General features: G+C 71.9%; 15 protein-coding genes. 10 read left to right on the forward strand and 5 right to left on the reverse strand.

Going from position 1 to position 17,775, the window contains the following annotated elements; translation table 11 throughout:
- Positions 1-41: 41 nt before the first annotated feature.
- The gene (locus tag KPF47_RS24650) at positions 42-1,736 is read right to left on the reverse strand and encodes a thiamine pyrophosphate-binding protein (protein ID WP_224391168.1); all 1,695 of its coding nucleotides are present in this window, start codon (positions 1,734-1,736) and stop codon (positions 42-44) included.
- 39 nt (positions 1,737-1,775) lie between these two features.
- A complete protein-coding gene (locus tag KPF47_RS24655; RefSeq protein WP_224391169.1) occupies positions 1,776-3,158 on the reverse strand; it encodes an MFS transporter in 1,383 nt (460 codons plus the stop codon).
- A 207-nt stretch (positions 3,159-3,365) separates the two neighbouring features.
- Between KPF47_RS24655 and KPF47_RS24660 the strand changes: the two genes are divergently transcribed.
- From KPF47_RS24660 to KPF47_RS24700, 9 genes are read left to right on the forward strand one after another with little or no spacing between them, the layout of a single operon-like run.
- The gene (locus KPF47_RS24660; RefSeq protein ID WP_224391170.1) at positions 3,366-4,583 is read left to right on the forward strand and encodes a CaiB/BaiF CoA-transferase family protein; all 1,218 of its coding nucleotides are present in this window, start codon (positions 3,366-3,368) and stop codon (positions 4,581-4,583) included.
- A gap of 40 nt (positions 4,584-4,623) precedes the next feature.
- Positions 4,624-5,661: a hypothetical protein gene (locus KPF47_RS24665; RefSeq protein ID WP_224391171.1), complete on the forward strand. Its 1,038-nt coding sequence runs from the start codon at positions 4,624-4,626 to the stop codon at positions 5,659-5,661.
- A gap of 59 nt (positions 5,662-5,720) precedes the next feature.
- Positions 5,721-6,695 (forward strand): MaoC family dehydratase N-terminal domain-containing protein, encoded by a 975-nt coding sequence (locus KPF47_RS24670; RefSeq protein ID WP_224391172.1) that lies wholly within the window; start codon positions 5,721-5,723, stop codon positions 6,693-6,695.
- Positions 6,696-6,702: 7 nt separating this feature from the next.
- Positions 6,703-8,025, forward strand: a complete 1,323-nt coding sequence (locus tag KPF47_RS24675; protein WP_224391173.1) for an MFS transporter — start codon at positions 6,703-6,705, stop codon at positions 8,023-8,025.
- 45 nt (positions 8,026-8,070) lie between these two features.
- On the forward strand, positions 8,071-8,652 hold the full coding sequence (locus tag KPF47_RS24680) for a TRAP transporter small permease (RefSeq protein WP_224391174.1): 582 nt from the start codon (positions 8,071-8,073) through the stop codon (positions 8,650-8,652).
- Position 8,653: 1 nt separating this feature from the next.
- Positions 8,654-9,943, forward strand: coding sequence for a TRAP transporter large permease (locus KPF47_RS24685; RefSeq protein WP_224391175.1), 1,290 nt, complete (start codon positions 8,654-8,656; stop codon positions 9,941-9,943).
- An 11-nt stretch (positions 9,944-9,954) separates the two neighbouring features.
- Positions 9,955-10,785 carry a TRAP transporter substrate-binding protein gene (locus KPF47_RS24690; protein ID WP_224391176.1) on the forward strand — a complete coding sequence of 277 codons (831 nt, stop codon included), beginning with the start codon at positions 9,955-9,957 and terminating at the stop codon, positions 10,783-10,785.
- Entirely contained in the window at positions 10,697-10,951 is a 255-nt protein-coding gene (locus KPF47_RS24695) for a hypothetical protein (RefSeq protein WP_224391177.1), read from the forward strand. The genes KPF47_RS24690 and KPF47_RS24695 overlap by 89 nt, the downstream gene beginning before the upstream one ends.
- A 29-nt stretch (positions 10,952-10,980) precedes the next feature.
- Positions 10,981-12,171 carry a CaiB/BaiF CoA-transferase family protein gene (locus tag KPF47_RS24700; protein ID WP_224391178.1) on the forward strand — a complete coding sequence of 397 codons (1,191 nt, stop codon included), beginning with the start codon at positions 10,981-10,983 and terminating at the stop codon, positions 12,169-12,171.
- A gap of 57 nt (positions 12,172-12,228) precedes the next feature.
- On the opposite strand, the gene KPF47_RS24705 is transcribed toward KPF47_RS24700, so the two are convergent.
- Together KPF47_RS24705 and KPF47_RS24710 are read right to left on the reverse strand one after the other, a co-directional pair.
- Positions 12,229-14,163 (reverse strand): AMP-binding protein, encoded by a 1,935-nt coding sequence (locus KPF47_RS24705; RefSeq protein WP_224391179.1) that lies wholly within the window; start codon positions 14,161-14,163, stop codon positions 12,229-12,231.
- Between the two features lie 213 nt (positions 14,164-14,376).
- Entirely contained in the window at positions 14,377-15,516 is a 1,140-nt protein-coding gene (locus KPF47_RS24710; protein WP_224391180.1) for an acyl-CoA dehydrogenase family protein, read from the reverse strand.
- A gap of 122 nt (positions 15,517-15,638) precedes the next feature.
- Between KPF47_RS24710 and KPF47_RS24715 the strand changes: the two genes are divergently transcribed.
- Positions 15,639-16,259 (forward strand): TetR/AcrR family transcriptional regulator, encoded by a 621-nt coding sequence (locus KPF47_RS24715; protein ID WP_224391181.1) that lies wholly within the window; start codon positions 15,639-15,641, stop codon positions 16,257-16,259.
- A gap of 140 nt (positions 16,260-16,399) precedes the next feature.
- Here the strand turns inward: KPF47_RS24715 and KPF47_RS24720 are convergent, their stop codons facing one another.
- Positions 16,400-17,716 (reverse strand): MFS transporter, encoded by a 1,317-nt coding sequence (locus tag KPF47_RS24720; RefSeq protein WP_224391182.1) that lies wholly within the window; start codon positions 17,714-17,716, stop codon positions 16,400-16,402.
- Between the last annotated feature and the right edge of the window lie 59 nt (positions 17,717-17,775).

Consider the following 17,775-nt stretch of genomic DNA (forward strand, 5'->3'; position numbering starts at 1 on the left):
CCCACGGCGGGGCGGCGGCGACTCGTGCGGGGTCTCGCTGCTCAGCCTGCCCGGTGGGGCAGGAACGCGTCGTAGGTCCAGGCGTTCGCGGCCCGGTCGAGGACGACGTCGACCACGGCCGGGCGTCCGCTGGCGAACGCCGACTTCACCGCGTCCACCAGCTCGTCGACGGTCGTCGCCCGCCTGCCGGGCACGCCCATCCCCTCGGCCACCGCGGCGAAGTCGACCTGGTGGAAGTCGACGCCGATGGTGCGTCCGTCGAAGTGCAGCTCCTGCTCCTGGCGGATGTTGCCGTAGCTGGAGTCGTTGAGCACGACGACGCAGACCGGGCCGCCGGTGCGTGCGAGCGTCTCGATCTCGCCCAGGCTCATGCCCAGCGAGCCGTCGCCGATCAGTGCGAGCACCGGGCGCTCCGGGTCGTCGGCGACCGACGCGATCGCCGCGGGCAGTGCGAAGCCCATGTTCCCGAAGCCGACCGGCTTGATGTAGCGGTAGGGCGTCGGCATCTCCCAGAGGAACGACCACACGCCGGGGTTGCCGGCGTCCGGGATCAGCACGGCCTCGGACGGGGTGACCTCGCGCAGCGCGCGCACGACCACCGCCGGGGACACCGTCCCCGGGGTCTGCGGCTCGCGGGACTCCGAGAGCCTCCACCAGTCCTTCTCGGCCTCCTGCAGCTCGGACACCCATCCGGCCCGCGACTCCCGCGCCGCCGACGCGCCGGCCGCGGTGGCCTCGACCAGCGAGGTGCAGAAGGCGCCGAGGTCGCCCACGACCCCGGTGGTCGTCTCGGAGTAGTAGCGCCCGATCATCGACGGGTCCACGTCGACCTGGACGACCGGCGGCAACGGGGTCTTCCACCGCTTCGTGGAGACGGCGTTGAGGCTGTTGCCCAACGCCAGCACCAGGTCGGACTCGGCCAGCACCCGGCTCGTCAGCGCGGTGCCCATCCGCGACAGTGCCCCGAACACCAGCGGGTGGTCGGTCGGGACGGCGCCCATGCCGTTGAACGTGGTGATCACCGGGATGCTCAGTGCGTCGGCCAGCGCCAGCACGTCCTCGGCGCCCTTGGCCCGGTTGCCGCCGTTGCCGACCCAGATCACCGGGCGCTCGGCGGCCAGGACCCGCTCGGCGACCTCGGTGATCGCTGCCGGAGCCGGCACCGGGCGGGTGCCGACCCAGTCGCGTGAGGGGTGCCGGGCGGGCACCGCGGGCGGGGCGTCGACCACGTTCTCGATGGTGTCGCGGGCGAAGTCCAGGTGCACCGGACCGGGGTTGCCGGTCATGGCCACCACGTAGGACTCCTCCATCGCCTGCTTGATCGACGAGGCGTGCGCGACGAGCCGGCTGTACTTGGTGAAGGGCTCGAAGATCTTGACGTGGTCGGCGTTCTGCGCGTCGTCCTTGTGGATGTTCTCGCCGTGGTTGTTGCAGGTGATGATGATCGCCAGACTGGAGTCGCGGAACGCGCCGCCGACACCGGTCAGCAGGTTGGTCGCCCCGGGTCCCGTGGTCGCGATCGCGACGGCCGGGGTCCCCGTGAGACGCCCGTAGGCGTCGGCCATCACCGCGGCCGCGTTCTCGTGCCGGGTGTGGACCATCTCGATGCCGGGGGTGTCGATGATCGCGTCGGTGATGGCCAGGGTCTGGCCACCGACCACGCCGAAGACGTGCCGGACCCCCAGCGACTCGAGCATCTTCACGACCAACTGGCCGCCGGTCATCTTCTCCGACATGGGGATGTCCTTCCGTAGCACGAGAGCGGGTTGCAGGGTTCAGGAGGTACCGGCGGGCCGGTCGGCGGTGGCGGGGTCGACGATGTCGTCGCGGTGGGTCTCCCGGGACAGGACCGCGCACCAGGCCCCGACACCGAGCATCGCGATGGTGATCAGCACGACCGGCCAGGGATCACCGCCGGTCGAGATCAGCAGTGAGGTGGCCACGTAGGGCCAGAGGCCGACGACCATGCTCGGCAGCTGCGCGGCCATCGAGATCCCGGTGTAGCGGGTCCGGGTGCTGAACAGCTCGGAGAACATCGCGGGCTGCACCCCGTAGAGCGCGCCGATGCCGATCGAGTAGGCCACCACCATCATGAGCACGACCAGGGGGAACGAGTTCGTGTCCAGGATCAGGAAGATCGGCCACGTCATCACCGCCGCGACCCCGGCGCCGAGCAGGTAGACCGGGCGACGGCCGATCCGGTCGGACAGCCGTCCCATGAGGTAGTAGGTGACGATGGCGACGCCTGCGGCGATGCAGCTCGCCCAGAGCACGTCGGAACGGTCCAGATCGGTGTAGTTGGCCGCGTAGGTCAGGACGAACGTGAGCAGCACGTAGCCGAAGACGCCCTCCCCGAGCCGCAGCCCCATCGCGATCAGCAGGGGGCGGCGCTCGAGGCGCAGCAGGCGCCGGAGCGGGATCTGCTCCTCCACCGGGGCCGCACCCTCGGCCTTCGCGGTCGCGGCGGCCTCCTGCGCCGCGACGAAGGCGGGGGTCTCGGTCAGCCGCATCCGGATGAACAGGCCGACGGCGACCAGCACGATGCTGATCAGGAACGGGATCCGCCAGCCCCAGCTGAACAGCTGCTCGTCGGGCAGCATCGCGACCAGGCCGAACACACCGGTCGCGGCCACCAGACCGATCGCGTTGCCGATCTGCGGGGCGCTGCCGTAGGCACCGCGCCGGCCCTCGGGGGCGTACTCCACCGCGACCAGCGCCGCGCCGCCCCATTCACCACCGACGCCGAAGCCCTGCACGATGCGCAGGAGCACCAGCAGGATCGGGGCGAGCACCCCGACCTGGGCCGTCGTGGGGAGCAGGCCCATGAGGAACGTCGCGATCCCCATCATCATCAACGTGGTGACCAGGGCGCCCTTGCGACCGAGCCGGTCACCGATGTGGCCGAAGACGATGCCGCCCAGCGGGCGGGCGAAGAACCCGACACCGAAGACCGCGAACGCCGCCAGGGTGCCGGCCAGCGGGTCCTCGCTGGGGAAGAACAACGCGCCGAAGACGAGCACCGACGCGGTGCCGAAGATGAAGTAGTCGTACCACTCGATCGCCGTCCCGACGAGGCTGGCGACGGCGGCACGGCGGGCGAGTGCGGTGCGCTCGGCGTCGGTCTGCGGGGGCCGCGCGGGCGCGGGGGTTGTGCTCACGATGACTCCGTTGTCGTGAGGGGGCGGGCTCGCCGATACCGCGGCGACGTTGTCTAGATCGCTAGACTCATCGAGCACAACACACCGCCCCCCTGTCGTCAAGGTGTGCGCCGACGGTCCGATCCGAGCCCCCTCTTGACGGACGCCTTCCGGCATGTCTCAATCGATTTGAGTAGACGTCTAGCTTTTTGCGACGAGGAGGTCGCCATGGCACCGGACCACCAGTCCCCCGCATCGGAGCAGTCCGGTGCGCTCGACGGCCTGCGGGTACTGGACCTGTCCCGCTTCATCGCCGGCCCGTTGTGCTGCCAGATCCTCGGTGACATGGGCGCCGAGGTCGTCAAGGTCGAACGTCCCGGTGGCGAGGACGGCCGGCGGCACCGGCCGTTCCACCAGGGACACAGCCTCTACCCGATGATGTTCAACCGGAACAAGCACGGGATCACCCTCGACACCCGGCACCCCGAGGCGCCCGGGATCCTCGAGCAGCTCGTCGCGTGCAGCGACGTGGTGGTCGAGAACTTCCGGCCGGGCACCCTCGCAAGGATGGGCATCGGGTGGGAGCGGATCCACGAGATCAACCCGCGGACCGTGCTCGTGTCCATCTCCGGGTACGGGCAGACCGACCCGAACCGGGACCGCGCGCTGTTCGACGCGATCGCCCAGGCCGGGTCCGGGCTCATGAGTATGACCGGCGAGGCCGACGGCGGGCCGACGATGGCCGGTGCCTTCCTCGCCGACCACACCGCGGGCTTCCACGGGGTGATCGGGGCGTTGACGGCACTGGCCGCGCGCGGGCGCACCGGGCTCGGCCAGCACGTCGACATCGCCTGCATGGACGCGCTGTTCGCGTGCATGGGCACGCTGCCCAGCGCCTGGGCGATGCTGGGCGAGACCGGTGGGCGCACCGGGAACCGGGACCAGATCACGGTGCCCGCCAACACCTTCCCCACCGCCGACGGGTACGTCTACCTGCACGCCGGCACGGACGCGCTGTTCCCGCGCCTCGCCGCCGCGATGGGCGACCCCGAGCTCGCCGAGGACCCCCGGTTCCGTGGCCAGGCCGACCGGCTGGCACACGTCGACGCCCTCGAGGACATCGTGCGCGGCTGGACCCGCCGGGACCCCACGTCGACGGTCTGCGACCGGCTGGCCGCGGCCGGGATCCCGTCGTCACCGGTCGCCACGATCGCCGAGGCGACCGACTCGGCACAGGTCAGGGCCCGCGAGATGATGATCGAGGTCGAGCACCCGGAGCTGGGCACGCTGACGCTGCCGGGGATGCCGATCAAGCTGGGCGCGACGCCTGCGCGCGCCCGCAAGGCGCCCCCGACCGCCGGCGAGGACAACGCCGCGGTCTACGGCCGTCTGCTGGGTTTCGACGGCGAGCGGATGCGCGCGCTCGCCGACGCCGGCGCCATCTGACCGATCCCCCCGCCCCGAACCGAGAACGAGGAGCACCGCCATGATCTGGCGCGACCTGACCGACCCGCGCGTGGTCGCGGACGGCATCGACCCCGAGGCCGGGCTGAAGGAGCCGGTCTTCGAGAACCTCGAGATACCCGAGGCGCTCGGCCCGGTGACGCTGGTCGTCGACGACCACAAGATCAAGCGTTACGCCTTCACCCAGGACGACCACCACCCCTGGCACCTGCACGACAGCCCGTTCGGCGGCCGGGTCGCGCACGCCGGGCTGCTCTCGAACGACCTCGTCCAGCTGTTCACGACCCGCTACGCGGCGAGCCGGACGGTCGGGCTGCACACCGAGGAACAGCTCTGGTTCGACAGCCCCGCGCTCCTGGGCGACGAGGTGACCCTCTCCGGCACCTACACCCAGAGCTACACCCGCCGCGGCCAGGACTACGTCGTGATGGAGGCCGGGGCCACCGGCCCGGACGGCCGGAGCATCCTGCGCCACCGCGGCGTCGAGATCCTGCGCACCCGTCCCGGCGACGTCGCGGGCCGCGGCTCGACCGGCGACGGCGGCTCCGGCCGGGTCGGGGGGACCGCGGACCCGACGCTGCCGGTCGCGCACATCGGTACCGACTCCGTCGTACCCGGCGCGGCGCTGCCCGCGATGGCGTTCACGATCACCCAGGAGCAGGCCTCGGTGTTCTCGCGGTGCGGGGAGTACGTCCGCAACGTGCACTCCGACCTCGCCGTCGCCCGCGACGGCGGCCTGCGCATCCCGATCGTCCAGGGCCAGCAGCAGTGCGGCCTGGTCACCGCGATGCTGACCCGGTTCTTCGGTGCGTCCTTCCTCACCGGTGGCTGGCTCCGGGTCAAGTTCGTCGCCCCGGTGGAGGTCTTCGAACCGCTGGAGGTCGGCGGCGTCGTCACCGGCGTCACCCCCACCGGTGACGGCGGTGCCGACATCGCCGCCGAGGTCTGGGTCCGTCGCGCCGACGGCCGGCTGTCCACCGTCGGCTGGACGAGCGCCGGCGTCCCCGCCGGCGCCACCGGAGCGGAACCCGAGCTTCCCGCCACCCCCGCCCACCGGTGAGTGGTGGTCGCGGCCCGGACACGACCAGCACCCACGCCCCACGACCCACAGGAGGACCCATGACGACCACCGAGCAGCCCGCGACCGTCGGCGGCACCACGACCCCGTGGTGGACCGGCACCAAGGCGGCCCTGTACGAGAACATCGAGATCGGCGAGCAGTTCGGGCCGTTCGAGATCACCGTCGACGACCGGCTGGTGCGCAACTACGTCTTCGCCCAGGACGATCCGACGGCCGCCGCACTCACCCACGACGGCGCACCGGCAGCACACCCGGCGCTGCTCTGCAACGAGCTGCTGTTCCTCTTCTACGCCAACTACGACGGCAACACCGCCGAGGGTCTGCACACCCACGAGGACATCGCGTTCCACTCCCCCATCCGGATCGGTGAGAAGGTGACCATCGGGGGCCGGTACGTCGAGACCTACGAACGTCGCGGCCAGGGCTACGTGGTGATGGAGGCCGAGGCGCGGGGTGCGGACGGCCGCCTCCTGGTCACCCGGCGCGGGACCGAGATCATGCACACCCGGGCGGCCGACGTCGTCGGTGGCTCGCGCGCCCCCGCCCCGGCGCGGCCGGTGACCGGCGAGACGCTCGACCTCGAGCCGGCCGGGCGGGCGTCGTTCGCCCTGGACGCGCGCACCCCGCTCGCCCCGGCCGCCACCCGGATCTCCCAGGAGCAGATGTACGTCTTCTCCTGGGGCGGCCGCGGCTTCTCCAACATCCACACCGACGCCGCCGGTGCGCGGAAGGTCGGGATGGACCGGACCGTCGCACAGGCCATGCAGCAGATCGGCTACCTGAGCCGGATGTGCACCGCGTTCCACGGTCCGTCGTTCGTCACCGGCGGGCACCTCTCGGTCAAGTTCATCCACCCGTTCTACGTCGACGACCTGGTCACCGCGCGCGGCGCGGTGCTCGGCCCGGTCGACCACGACGGCGCCCGGCACCTTGAGAGCGAGGTCTGGGTGGAGAACGAGGCCGGTGTGAAGACCGCCGTCGGCTGGGCGCACGCCCCCGTCGTGGAGGGCTGAGACCACGATGTCCGGGACCACCGAGCCGGCCGGGCCGCCGGCCGACACCGGGGAGAGGGCCGGACCGGGCACGATCCGCCGGGTCGCCGCTGCCAGCCTCGTCGGGACCATGGTCGAGTGGTACGACTACTTCATCTTCGGTACGGCGTCGGCGATCGTGTTCAACCGGATCTTCTTCCCGGGCCTGGACCCGGCCATCGGGACGCTCGCCGCGTTCGCGACGCTCGGCGTGGGGTTCCTGGCCCGCCCGCTCGGGGCGGTGGTCATCGGACACTACGGCGACCGGATCGGTCGCAAGTCGATGCTGGTGCTGACGCTGCTGGTGATGGGCGTCGCGACCTTCGCCATCGGCCTGCTGCCGACCTACCAGACCATCGGGATCTGGGCCCCGGTGCTACTGGTGTTCCTGCGGCTGGTGCAGGGGTTCGGCGTCGGCGGTGAGTGGGGCGGCGCCGTGCTCATGGTCGTCGAACACGCGCCGCCGAGGCAGCGCGGTTTCTGGGGCACCTTCCCGCAGATCGGCAACGCGCTCGGGCTGATCGCCGCGACCGGGATCTTCGCGTTGTTCACGCTGCTGCCCGAGGAGCAGTTCCTGTCCTGGGGCTGGCGGATCCCGTTCCTGCTCAGCGCGGTGATGCTCGCGGTCGGCCTCTACATCCGGCTGGCGGTCAGCGAGTCGCCGTCGTTCGAGAAGCTCAAGCGCGCGCAGAAGCAGGTGGCGCTGCCGATCGTCGAGGTGTTCCGCACGCAGTGGCGCAGCGTCCTGACCACGATCGGCCTGCGCAGCTCCGAGGGCGTGTTCTCCTACATCATCCTGACCTTCGCGCTGTCCTACGCGACCGGGAACCTGGACCTGCCCCGCACCCCGATCCTGCTGGCGACGACGGTCGCGGCGGCCTGCATCGCGATCGCGTACCCGCTGTTCGGGCTGCTCTCCGACCGGGTGGGTCGGCGGCCGGTGTACCTGTTCGGCGCCGTGTTCACCCTGGTGTTCGCGTTCCCCTTCACCTGGTTGCTGGAGAGCGGCTCGATGGTGCTGCTGTGGCTGGCGATGATCGTCGGCTACGTGTTCGCCATCGGCTCCACCTACGCGGTGCAGCCGGCGCTGTTCTCCGAGCTGTTCAGCACCAGAGTGCGCTACACCGGCATCTCGGTCGGCCAGCAGCTCGCCTCGGTCGTCACCAGCGGGCTCGCCCCGACGGTCGCCGCCGCGCTGACCATCTGGTCCGGTGGTGCGCTGTGGCCGGTCGCGGTCTACGTCGCGGCGTCGGCGGTGGTCACCATCGCGACGGTCGCCTGCACCCGCGAGACCTACCGCGGCGCGGTCTGAGCCACCCACCCCCATCCCGCTCGCACCCCGACCCAGGGAGTTCCCGTGACCGACGACGACGTCGCCACCTCCGCCCCACCCGGCCGTGCCGGGCCGGTCCACCTCCTGCTCGACCGCTACCACCGGGTGACCCCGGTCCTGGACAGGATCACGATCGGCGCCGCCGTCACCCTGGTCACGACCGGGGTACTGGTCACCGCGCTGTCGGTGGCCGCCCGCAAGCTCCCGCTCCTGCCCTCGATGTCGTGGGCGTCCGAGCTGACGACGTTCTGCCTGGTGGCCGCCGTGCTGCTGGTACTGCCGCAGGGGCTGCGGCAGAACACGCAGATGGCCGTCACCGTGCTCACCGACCGGCTGGGCGACCGCGGCTTCCAGAGACTGACCGCGGTGAACCAGGTGCTCTCGGCCGTCCTGTTCGCAGTGCTGGCCTGGTTCGGCACCGAGATGGTGCTGCTCCAGCAGGCCGGCCACAGCCCGCAGCTGGGGCTGTCGATGGCCGTGCCGTACCTGGTCCTCGTGGTGTCGGCGGTGCTGATGCTGTTCGAGACCGTCGTCCGGTTCACCGAGGCGCTGCTCGGCCGCGCACCGCGCGGCCCGGTGGCCACCGACGACCCCGTGGAGGTCTGAGATGGAGATGCTCCTGCTGTTCGGGCTCCTCATCGGGTCCCTGGTCCTCGGCATGCCGGTCGCGGTGGCCATCGGCCTGTCCGCGCTGGCGGTGATCCTGCTGGCCGACCTGGCGGTGCCGCTGACGCTCGTCCCGCACCAGATCTTCGGCGGGATGAACAGCTACGCGCTGATGGCCGTCCCGTTCTTCATCCTCGCCGGCGAGATGATGAACGCCTCCGGGGTGACCCAGCGGATCATCCGGCTGGCGCTCGCGCTGGTCGGGCACGTCAGGGGCAGCCTGGCTCAGGTCAACACGGTCGGCTCGATCATGATGGCCGGGGTGTCCGGCTCCGGGGCCGCGGACACCGCGGCACTGGGCAGCGTGCTGATCCCGGAGATGGAGAAGAAGGGCTACGGCCGGGCCTACTCCGCGGCGATCACCGCGGCCACCGCGACGGTGGGCCCGATCATCCCGCCGTCGGTGCTGTTCGTGGTCTACGGCTCGTTGACCAACACCTCCGTCGGCAACCTGTTCCTGGCCGGCATCCTGCCCGGGCTGATGATGGGCATGATCATGATGGTGGTCGCCTACCTGACCTCGCGGCGGCGCGGCTACCAGCAGGATCCCGAGCCGTTCAGCCTCGCCGCACTCGGCGGCGCGGCCCTCGGTGGACTCGCGGCCGCGCTCGTCCCGGCGATCATCGTGGCCGCGATCCTCACCGGGTTCGCCACCGCCACCGAGGTCGGCGTGGTCGCCGTGCTCGTCGCCCTGGTGCTCGGTCTGGTGGCGTTCGGCCGGCTGCGCGGGTGGGGCGAGCTCGCCGGGGTCGTCACGAGGGCCACCCGGACCAGCGCGGCGATCCTGTTCATCATCGCTACATCGGGGCTGTTCGCGAACGTGCTGACCCGGTTGCGGTTCCAGGACTCCCTGCTCGGCGCCGTCTCGGGCATCTCGACGCATCCGATGGTCGTCCTCATGCTGATCGTGCTCGCGCTGCTGCTGTTCGGGATGTTCATCGACGTCACGCCGCTGCTGATCATGTTCGCGGCGCCGGTCGCGGTGATCGGCGGCGAGCTCGGTCTCGACCCGCTGCACCTCTGCGTCGTCGTGGTGCTGACCGCCACGATCGGCGCGGTCACCCCGCCGGTCGGCGGGTATCTGATCATCGCCGGCGGTATCGCCCGGGTCCCGCTCACCGCGATGGTCCGGCCGCTCGTGCCGTTCTGGGGAGCCCTGCTGCTGAGCCTGGCGGTGCTGATCGCGTTCCCCGGGCTGGCCACCGCGATCCCGTCGCTCGTCGGCGGATGAGGGAGTCGACCATGACACGCGCACGCGCCGTCCCGGCAGCACTGCTGGCCGCGATCTGCCTGGTGCTCACCGCCTGCGGCTCCCCGGCAGGCGGTGACACCGACCCTGTGGTGATCCGCTACGGCAACATCTACCCGGCGTCCACGACCTTCGGGAAGGCCGTCGACCGGATGGCCGAGCTCGTCGAGGAGCGCAGCGACGGCGCCGTCCGGATGGACGTGTTCCACAGTGGATCGCTGGGCAGCGAGCAGACCCACATCGAGGGCGTCCGCGAGGGCTCGCTGGAGATGGCGCACACCGGGACCGCCGGGATCGCGCTGTTCGTCCCGGAGACCGCGCTGTTCGAACGGTGGTACGCCTTCGACGGCCTGGACGCGCTGGCCGGTGCCTTCGACGAGGCGACCCCGCTGCTGGAGCGGATGTACGCCGACAAGGGATTCACCCTGCTCGGGACGTTCTACAACGGACCGCGCACGCTCATCGCGACCAGCCCGATCCGCTCGCTCGGCGACGTGCAGGGCAAGCAGCTGCGGGTCCCGGGCAGCGACCTCTACGTCCGGATGGCCAACGGACTCGGGGCGCGCGGGGTGTCCATGCCGCTCGGCGACGCCTTCACCGGCCTGCAGACCGGCACCATCGACGCGCTCGAGGGATCGCCGGACGACCTGAGCAGCGGCGGCTACGGCTCCGTCGCGCCGTACCTGACGCTCGACGAGCACGTCTACCACCCGCTGTCGATCGTCTACGGCTCCGATGCCTGGGAGGCGCTGGACCCCGCTGGTCCAGGCCGCCGTCGACGAGGTCTCGGCCGAGCAGCGCGCCGCCCTGGAACAGGCCAATGACGATGCACTCGCGGCGCTCGAGGACGAGGGCGTCGAGATCATCGAGATCACCGACCGGGACGCCTGGGCCGAGCGCGTCGCGCCCACCTCGGCCGAGTTCGCCCAGCGCTTCGGCCCGGACGGACAGCGCATCGTCGAGATCCTCGACGCCGCCGGCCGACCCTGACCCCCTTCGTACCGAGAGAGGACACCTTCGTGCCAGAACCTTCCGGAGCGCTCGACGGGATCCGCGTGCTGGACCTGTCCCGCTTCATCGCCGGACCGCTGTGTGCGCAGATCCTCGGCGACCTGGGCGCCGACGTGATCAAAGTGGAGCGGCCAGGCGGCGAGGACGCCCGCGGACTGGGCCCGTTCCTCGACGGCGAGAGCCTCTACGTCGCGACCTACAACCGCAACAAGCGGGCGATGACCGTCGACACCCGCAACCCGGACGGCGTCGCGCTGCTCGCCGACCTGGTCGCGCGCTGCGACGTGCTGGTCGAGAACTACCGGCCCGGGACGATGGCGGCGATGGGGCTCTCGCACGAGCGGCTGGCCGAGCTCAACCCGCGCCTGGTCGTCGTGTCGCTGTCCGGGTTCGGGCAGGACGGCCCGATGGCCGGGCGGGCACTGTTCGACGCCATCGCGCAGGCCATGTCCGGACTGATGAGCCGCACCGGGCGCGCGGAGGACCCGCCGCTTCCGGCCGGGACGTTCGTCGCCGACCACCTGACCGGGGTCTACGGGGCGCTCGGCGCGGTCACCGCGCTGCACCACCGCACGAGCACCGGGCGCGGCCAGGTGGTCGACGTCGCCTCGCTCGACGCGCTGTTCTCCTGCCTCGGCACGACGTCGGTGGCCGCAGCGAACGGGGTCGCGCCCGCCGAGCGCACCGGGTCCCGGGACCCGCTCAGCGGCCCGGCGAACACCTTCCCCACCCGGGACGGCTGGATCTACCTGCACGCCGGGACCGACCCGCTGTTCCCGCGGCTGTGCGCGGCGATGGGCCGGCCGTCGCTGGCCGACGGGGCGTGGCGCGACGTGGCCGGACGGATGGCCGACATCGAGGCGGTCGAGGCCGAGGTCACCGCGTGGACCCGGGAGCTGTCCACCGAGGACGTCTCCGCGGCACTGGACGAGCAGCGGATCCGGTTCGGGCCGGTGCTGACCGTGGACGAGGCGGCGGCACTCCCCCAGCTGGCCGCACGGGGGATGCTCGTCGAGGGCGCGCACTCGACGCTCGGGTCGATCACCCAGCTCGGGATGCCGGTCAAGCTCGGCGAGGCCCCGGCGAGCCTGCGCCGGGGTGTGCCGGCCGTCGGCGAGCACACCGGTCAGGTGCTCGCCGAGCTGCTCGGGCTGGACGAGGAGCGCATCGCGACGCTCCGCGCGAGCGGCGCGATCTGACCGGACGAGGCGTCCACCCTGGTCGTGCCCCACGCGCCCCGGGCAGGTGTGCGGGGCTCACCGCCGGATGGCCGCGGCGGCGGCGTCGAGCGAGGTGGCGTCCTCCATCGCGCTCGTGTCGCCGGTCGGCCCGCCGTGCACGACGAGATCGCGGAGCAGCCGTCGCATGATCTTCCCGGTCCGGGTCTTCGGCATGGCGCGGGTGACGTAGACGTGCTCCGGACGGGCGTAGCCGCCCAGCTCGGCCGCCACCCGGCGGCCGACCTCGGTCGGTACGTCGGCGCCCGCCGGGCCGTCGGCGTGCTGTCCGAGCGTCACGAACACAACCGGCACCGTCCCCTTGGTCTCGTGCGGCACGCCGATCACGGCCGCCTCCACGACGCCGGGATGGCCGGTGACGACGGCCTCGATCTCCATGGTCGAGATGCGGTGGGCCGCCACGTTGATCACGTCGTCGGCCCGGCCGAGCACCCAGAGGTGGCCGTCGTGGTCGAGCACGGCCTCGTCGTGGGTGGCATAGCGGCCGGGGAACCGGGAGAAGTAGGTCTGCAGGTAGCGATCGTGGTCGTCCCAGACCGTGCGGGCCAGGGTCGGGAACGGCGCGGTCAGCACCAGGTTCCCCTTCACCCCGGCCGGGACCGGCACCCCGTCGTCGTCGACCACCTCCCATTCGTGTCCGGGCACGGCCGTCCCCACCGAGCCCGCCTTGAGCGTCTCCACACCGTGGACGGGGTAGGTCCAGGTGGAGCCGGTCTCGGTCTGCCCGTAGGCGTTGACCACCGGGACGTCGAAGGTGGTCGTCGTCCAGTCGAAGGTGTCGGCGTCCAGCGGCTCGCCCTGCATCGTGATCAGTGCCAGGTCGAGCGGGTGCGCGGCGGCGAGCTCGTCACCGAACTTGCGCAGCATCCGGGCCAGGGTCGGTGCGGCGAGCACCTTGGTCACCCGGTGCCGCTCGCAGACCTCGTAGAACCGGGCCTCGGTGGGGGTGTCCAGCGCACCCTCGAAACAGGCGATCGTCATGCCGCAGGCCAGGCCGCCGACCACCGCCTGGATCGGGAAGGTGAGCCATCCGACGTCGGCGGCGACCCAGTAGACGTCACCCGGCTGGTAGCCCGCCTGCCAGTGCGCGTTGGCCCAGGTGCCCAGCAGGAACCCGCCGACGCTGTGCACCACACCCTTCGGTGTGGACTCGGTGCCGCTGGTGAAGATCAGGAAGGACGGGTCGTTGGGATCGAGCGGCACGGCGGGGGTGCCGGCGGAACCCGCCTCGACGACGGCGGAGTAGCGGTGCTCCGCCGCGCCCAGCGATGTCGCGTCCCCGGTCCGGTCGACGACCACGGTGGCCCGCACGGACGGGGCGCGCCCACGGGCCGCACGCAGCGTCTCCAGCAGCGGCACCCGTCTGCCCCGGCGGTAGCTCGCGTCGGCCACCACGACGGCCACCGCCCGCGCGGCCCGCAGCCGGGACGCCACCGCCTCCTCGCCGAACCCGGCGAACAGCACCGTGTAGATCGCGCCGATCCGGTTGCAGGCCTGGATGGTCGTGAACGCCTCGACCAGGTTCGGCATGTAGATGCCGACGACATCACCCCGGCGGACCCCCAGCCCGGCCAGCCCGGCCGCCAGCCGGGTGGTCTCGTCGGCCAGCTCGGCGTAGGTCAGGGTCCGGGTGTCACCGGGTTCCCCCTCCCAGATCACGGCCGGCCGGTCCCGGGTCGCGGGGTCCTCCGCCCACCGGTCGACGCAGTTGTCCGCGACGTTGATCAGTCCGCCCTCGAAGTAGCGGAACTCGGGCAGCTCGCCCGTGCGCACCGTCGTCCAGGGGCGCATCCATCGCTGCCGGCCGGCGACCCAGGCCCAGTACTCGTCCGGGGTGGTGAACGAGCGGGCGTGGTCCAGCGCCGTCACCCGGTCCGGCACCGTCCACCGGGGCGGGAGCGGACGCAGCGGCGTGGCGATCAGCTGGGCGAGGGGGTCGGCACTCTCGGACATCGGTGTCCTCTCGGCAGAGTGGGGGTCTACGCGGGGCCGGCGACGGGATGTCGTCGGCCGGGGGACCGGGTCCGGCGGGCCGCGCCCCGCCCCGGCCTCTCGTAACGCCCGGCCCGGTCCTCCCCCCGCTGGGCCGGGTCGCGGGCGGTCACGACACGCTCCCGGGGCGCCACGTCGGCGGGCGACGGGTGCGGTACCGGGGCGCCGTGACGGTCATGACGCCAGTGCCTTGCTGAGGATCTCCAGCTGCACCTCGTCGGTGCCGCCCCCGATCCGCAGGATCCGCGCGTCCCGGTAGTGCCGGGCCACCGGACTCTCCTCGACGAACCCGGACCCGCCGAACAGCTGGACGGCGTCGTCGACGACGTGGGCGGCCGCGCGCGCGGCGAGGTACTTGGCCCGCGCCACCGACGTGGCCGCGTCGGGGTGCCCGGCGTCGAGCCGGGCCGCGGCCCGGTGCGTCAGCAGCCGGGCGGCGTCGAGCTCGATCTCCATCGCCGCGATCCGGTGCCGGATCGTCTGCAGGTGGGTCAGCGGCGCACCGAACGCCTCGCGTCCACGGACGTGCGCCCGGACCAGGTCGAGGCACTCCGCGGCGTGCCCCAGCCCCATCGCGGCCAGCGCGATCCGTTCCAGCTGGAAGCCCTCCATGATCTGGTGGAAGCCGCGGTTCTCCGTGCCCACCACCGCGTCGCCCGCGACGACGACACCGTCCAGGACCACCTCACGGGTGTCCGACGAGTGCCACCCCATCTTGCGCAGCGGCCGCCCGGTGGACAGGCCCGGCGTGCCCTGCTCGACCGCGAACAGCGTGATCCCGGAGTGACGCGGGCCCCCGGTGCGGGCGGCCACGACCAGGACGTCGGCCGGCCCGGCGTTGGTGATGAACATCTTCCGCCCGTCGAGGACCCAGCCGTCGTCGGTACGGCGGGCGGTGCTGGTGAGCCCGGCGACGTCGGACCCGGTGCCGGGCTCGGTCACCGCGATCGCCGCCACCGCCTCGCCCGCGACCAGCGGTGGGACCCATCGGGCCCGTTGCTCCGCGGTGCCGTGCCGGACCAGGTGCGGCGCGGCCATGTAGGCGCTGACCAGGGCGGTCACCGCGATCCCGCCGCTCGCCCGAGCCAGCTCCTCGGCCAGCACCGCGACGGCCAGCGACCCCGCCCCGGAGCCGCCCAGGTCCTCCGGCGTGGTCAAGCCGAGCAGGCCGGTGTCACCGAGCCGCTTCCACAGCTCGGCCGGGAAGACCCCGGACTCCTCGACCTCGTCGACGAGGGGGCGGATCTCGCGATCGGTGATGTCGCGACACGTCGCACGGAAGGCGACGTGCTCCTCGCTGAGCTCCCACGACATGTGCGCTGCCTCACTTATTCGACCGACCGGTCGGGCGAATACTGCGAGCATGCCGCCCCGCTGTCAACCCCGGCTCCGGCTACCGTGGACGTCGGTCGCACGAGGCGCAGGTGGAGGGGCCGATGACGGACACGACCTTGAGCAAGGCGGACGCCCGCCGCATCCGGGTGCTGTCGCAGTCGGCGGAGATCTTCTCCCGGCAGGGGTTCCGGGCCACCTCGATGAACGAGATCGCGGCCGCCGTCGGGCTGTCGAAGCCGACCCTCTACCACTACTTCCGCAGCAAGGAGGAGCTGCTCGTCCGGCTCTACTCCGACGTGCTGGACGAGAGCCTGGTCATGGCACGGCGCACGGTGGCCGCGGCGGCGACCCCGCTCGACGCGATCCGGGACCTGATCGCCTCGCGGGTCGCCTACACCTGCCGGCACCAGGCACTGCTGAAGGTGTGCTTCGAGGAGGAGCACGAGCTCCCCGCCCACCTGGCAGGGGAGGTCCTCGACCGTCGCCGGGCGTTCGAGAACCTGTTCACCGACGCCCTGCAGCAGCACCTGGACCGCCACCCCGGCGCGCTGCTGGACGGGATGACGCCCAAGATCTACGTCAACATGTGCCTGGGTGCGGTCAACTGGACCTACAAGTGGTACCGGGCCGACGGCGGATCGACCCCCGAGGAGCTGGGCGCGGGCATCGCGGCGTCGCTGACCGAGTCGCTCTACCGCGGCGCCGCAGCACGCCGCCCGTGACCGACCGGAACTGCTCCGCCGCTGCGAGCAGGCCCGGTGCCGGACCGGTCCCCCGGTCCCCGCGGACACCTCCCGGGTTCCGCTCCCCCGGCACCGCGTCGGGCGCCGGTCGGCACCCCGGTTCCGGCCCCCGGCCACGACTACGGCCCGGGCGTCACCCCGCCGACCCGCTCGCGACGCACCATCACCGCCAGCGCCACCGCGACCGCGATGCCGGCGACACAGGCGCCCAGCACGAACAGGAACGACGCCGCCGAGTCCCCGCCCGGCCCCTCGAGCAGACCGAACACCGACGGCCCGACGAACGAGCCGGTCAGGCCGATCATGTTCACGAAGGCCAGGCCCACTGCCGCCATCAGACCCGACATCCGTGACATCGCGACCGACCAGAACAGCGGCAGCGTGCCGATCACGAAGAAGTTCGTCGCGTAGAGCAGCACGATCTGCCACACCGGGTCCGCCACCGCCAGGTAACCGGTCAGCGTCACCGTCGCCAGCACCGCGCAGACCACGATCAGACCGGTGTCGTCGTGCACGTACCGGCGGTGCAGCCACGGGAAGAACAGGACACCGGCGAGCGCGCCGACGCCGAGGCCGCCGGTGATCACACCGATCTGCAGCGGGTCGTCGACCCCGAGCGCCTGGATCAGCGACGGCACGTTGAACCCCACCGCGGAGCCGATGAGCTGGTTGAGGAAGTAGAGCCCGGACAGCACCAGGATCACCGGTCGTCCGAAGGCGTACCCGAGGTTGCCGCGCAGCCGGGCGGGCGAGGGCCCGTCGCCCGCGCCGGCCCGGGCGCTGAGCTCGTCCGCCTCCGCCCGGCTGAGCCAGCGGGCGTCCTGCGGGCGGCTGGGCAGGGTGAACCAGACGACCGCACCGATCAGCACCGTCACCAGACCCTCGGTCAGGAACATCCACTGCCAGCCGTGCAGGCCGGCGGCGCCGTCGAGCAGCATCAGCGCTCCGCCGGCCGGCGAGCCGAGGATGATCGCCAGGGCGGGAGCGGTGTAGATGAGCCCGACCACCGTGACCCGGTGCTGCGGGGCGAACCACAGCGTCACCATGTACATCAGCGCCGGATACAGGCCCGCCTCGGCGGCGCCTAGCAGGAACCGCAGGACGTAGAACGACAGCTCACCCTGCACGAACATCATCGAGGCCGAGACCAGGCCCCAGGTCACGGCGATCCGGGTGATCCAGGCGCGGGCGCCGATCCGGTGCAGGACCATGTTGCTCGGGATCTCCAGCAGCGCGTAGCTGAGGAAGAAGATCCCGGCCCCGAGCCCGTAGGCCGCGGCGCTGATCCCGACGTCGGCCTCGAGCTGGGTCTTGGCCAGCGCGACGTTCGTCCTGTTCACATAGGACATGAAGTACGCGATACCCATGATCGGCAGCAGCCGGTACATCGCCTTCCGGGTGGCGACGGCGTGCAGTGTGGCGAGTCCGGTCGGCATCGATGGATCCCCCTGACATTCAGTGTCACCGTGTCGGCAGTGACGTGACACTGGGTGTC

It is taken from the genome of Pseudonocardia sp. ICBG1293, assembly GCF_020131355.1.
GTDB lineage: Bacteria > Actinomycetota > Actinomycetes > Mycobacteriales > Pseudonocardiaceae > Pseudonocardia.

Bases quoted from the DNA above. Each gene is read 5' to 3' on its own strand.
- KPF47_RS24665 (WP_224391171.1), top strand. From the start codon at position 4,624: ATGATCTGGCGCGACCTGACCGACCCGCGCGTGGTCGCGGACGGCATC.
- KPF47_RS24695 (WP_224391177.1), top strand. From the start codon at position 10,697: ATGCCTGGGAGGCGCTGGACCCCGCTGGTCCAGGCCGCCGTCGACGAG.
- KPF47_RS24670 (WP_224391172.1), top strand. From the start codon at position 5,721: ATGACGACCACCGAGCAGCCCGCGACCGTCGGCGGCACCACGACCCCG.
- KPF47_RS24675 (WP_224391173.1), top strand. From the start codon at position 6,703: ATGTCCGGGACCACCGAGCCGGCCGGGCCGCCGGCCGACACCGGGGAG.
- KPF47_RS24715 (WP_224391181.1), top strand. From the start codon at position 15,639: ATGACGGACACGACCTTGAGCAAGGCGGACGCCCGCCGCATCCGGGTG.
- KPF47_RS24660 (WP_224391170.1), top strand. From the start codon at position 3,366: ATGGCACCGGACCACCAGTCCCCCGCATCGGAGCAGTCCGGTGCGCTC.
- KPF47_RS24720 (WP_224391182.1), bottom strand. From the start codon at position 17,716: ATGCCGACCGGACTCGCCACACTGCACGCCGTCGCCACCCGGAAGGCG.
- KPF47_RS24690 (WP_224391176.1), top strand. From the start codon at position 9,955: ATGACACGCGCACGCGCCGTCCCGGCAGCACTGCTGGCCGCGATCTGC.
- KPF47_RS24650 (WP_224391168.1), bottom strand. From the start codon at position 1,736: ATGTCGGAGAAGATGACCGGCGGCCAGTTGGTCGTGAAGATGCTCGAG.
- KPF47_RS24705 (WP_224391179.1), bottom strand. From the start codon at position 14,163: ATGTCCGAGAGTGCCGACCCCCTCGCCCAGCTGATCGCCACGCCGCTG.
- KPF47_RS24685 (WP_224391175.1), top strand. From the start codon at position 8,654: ATGGAGATGCTCCTGCTGTTCGGGCTCCTCATCGGGTCCCTGGTCCTC.
- KPF47_RS24710 (WP_224391180.1), bottom strand. From the start codon at position 15,516: ATGTCGTGGGAGCTCAGCGAGGAGCACGTCGCCTTCCGTGCGACGTGT.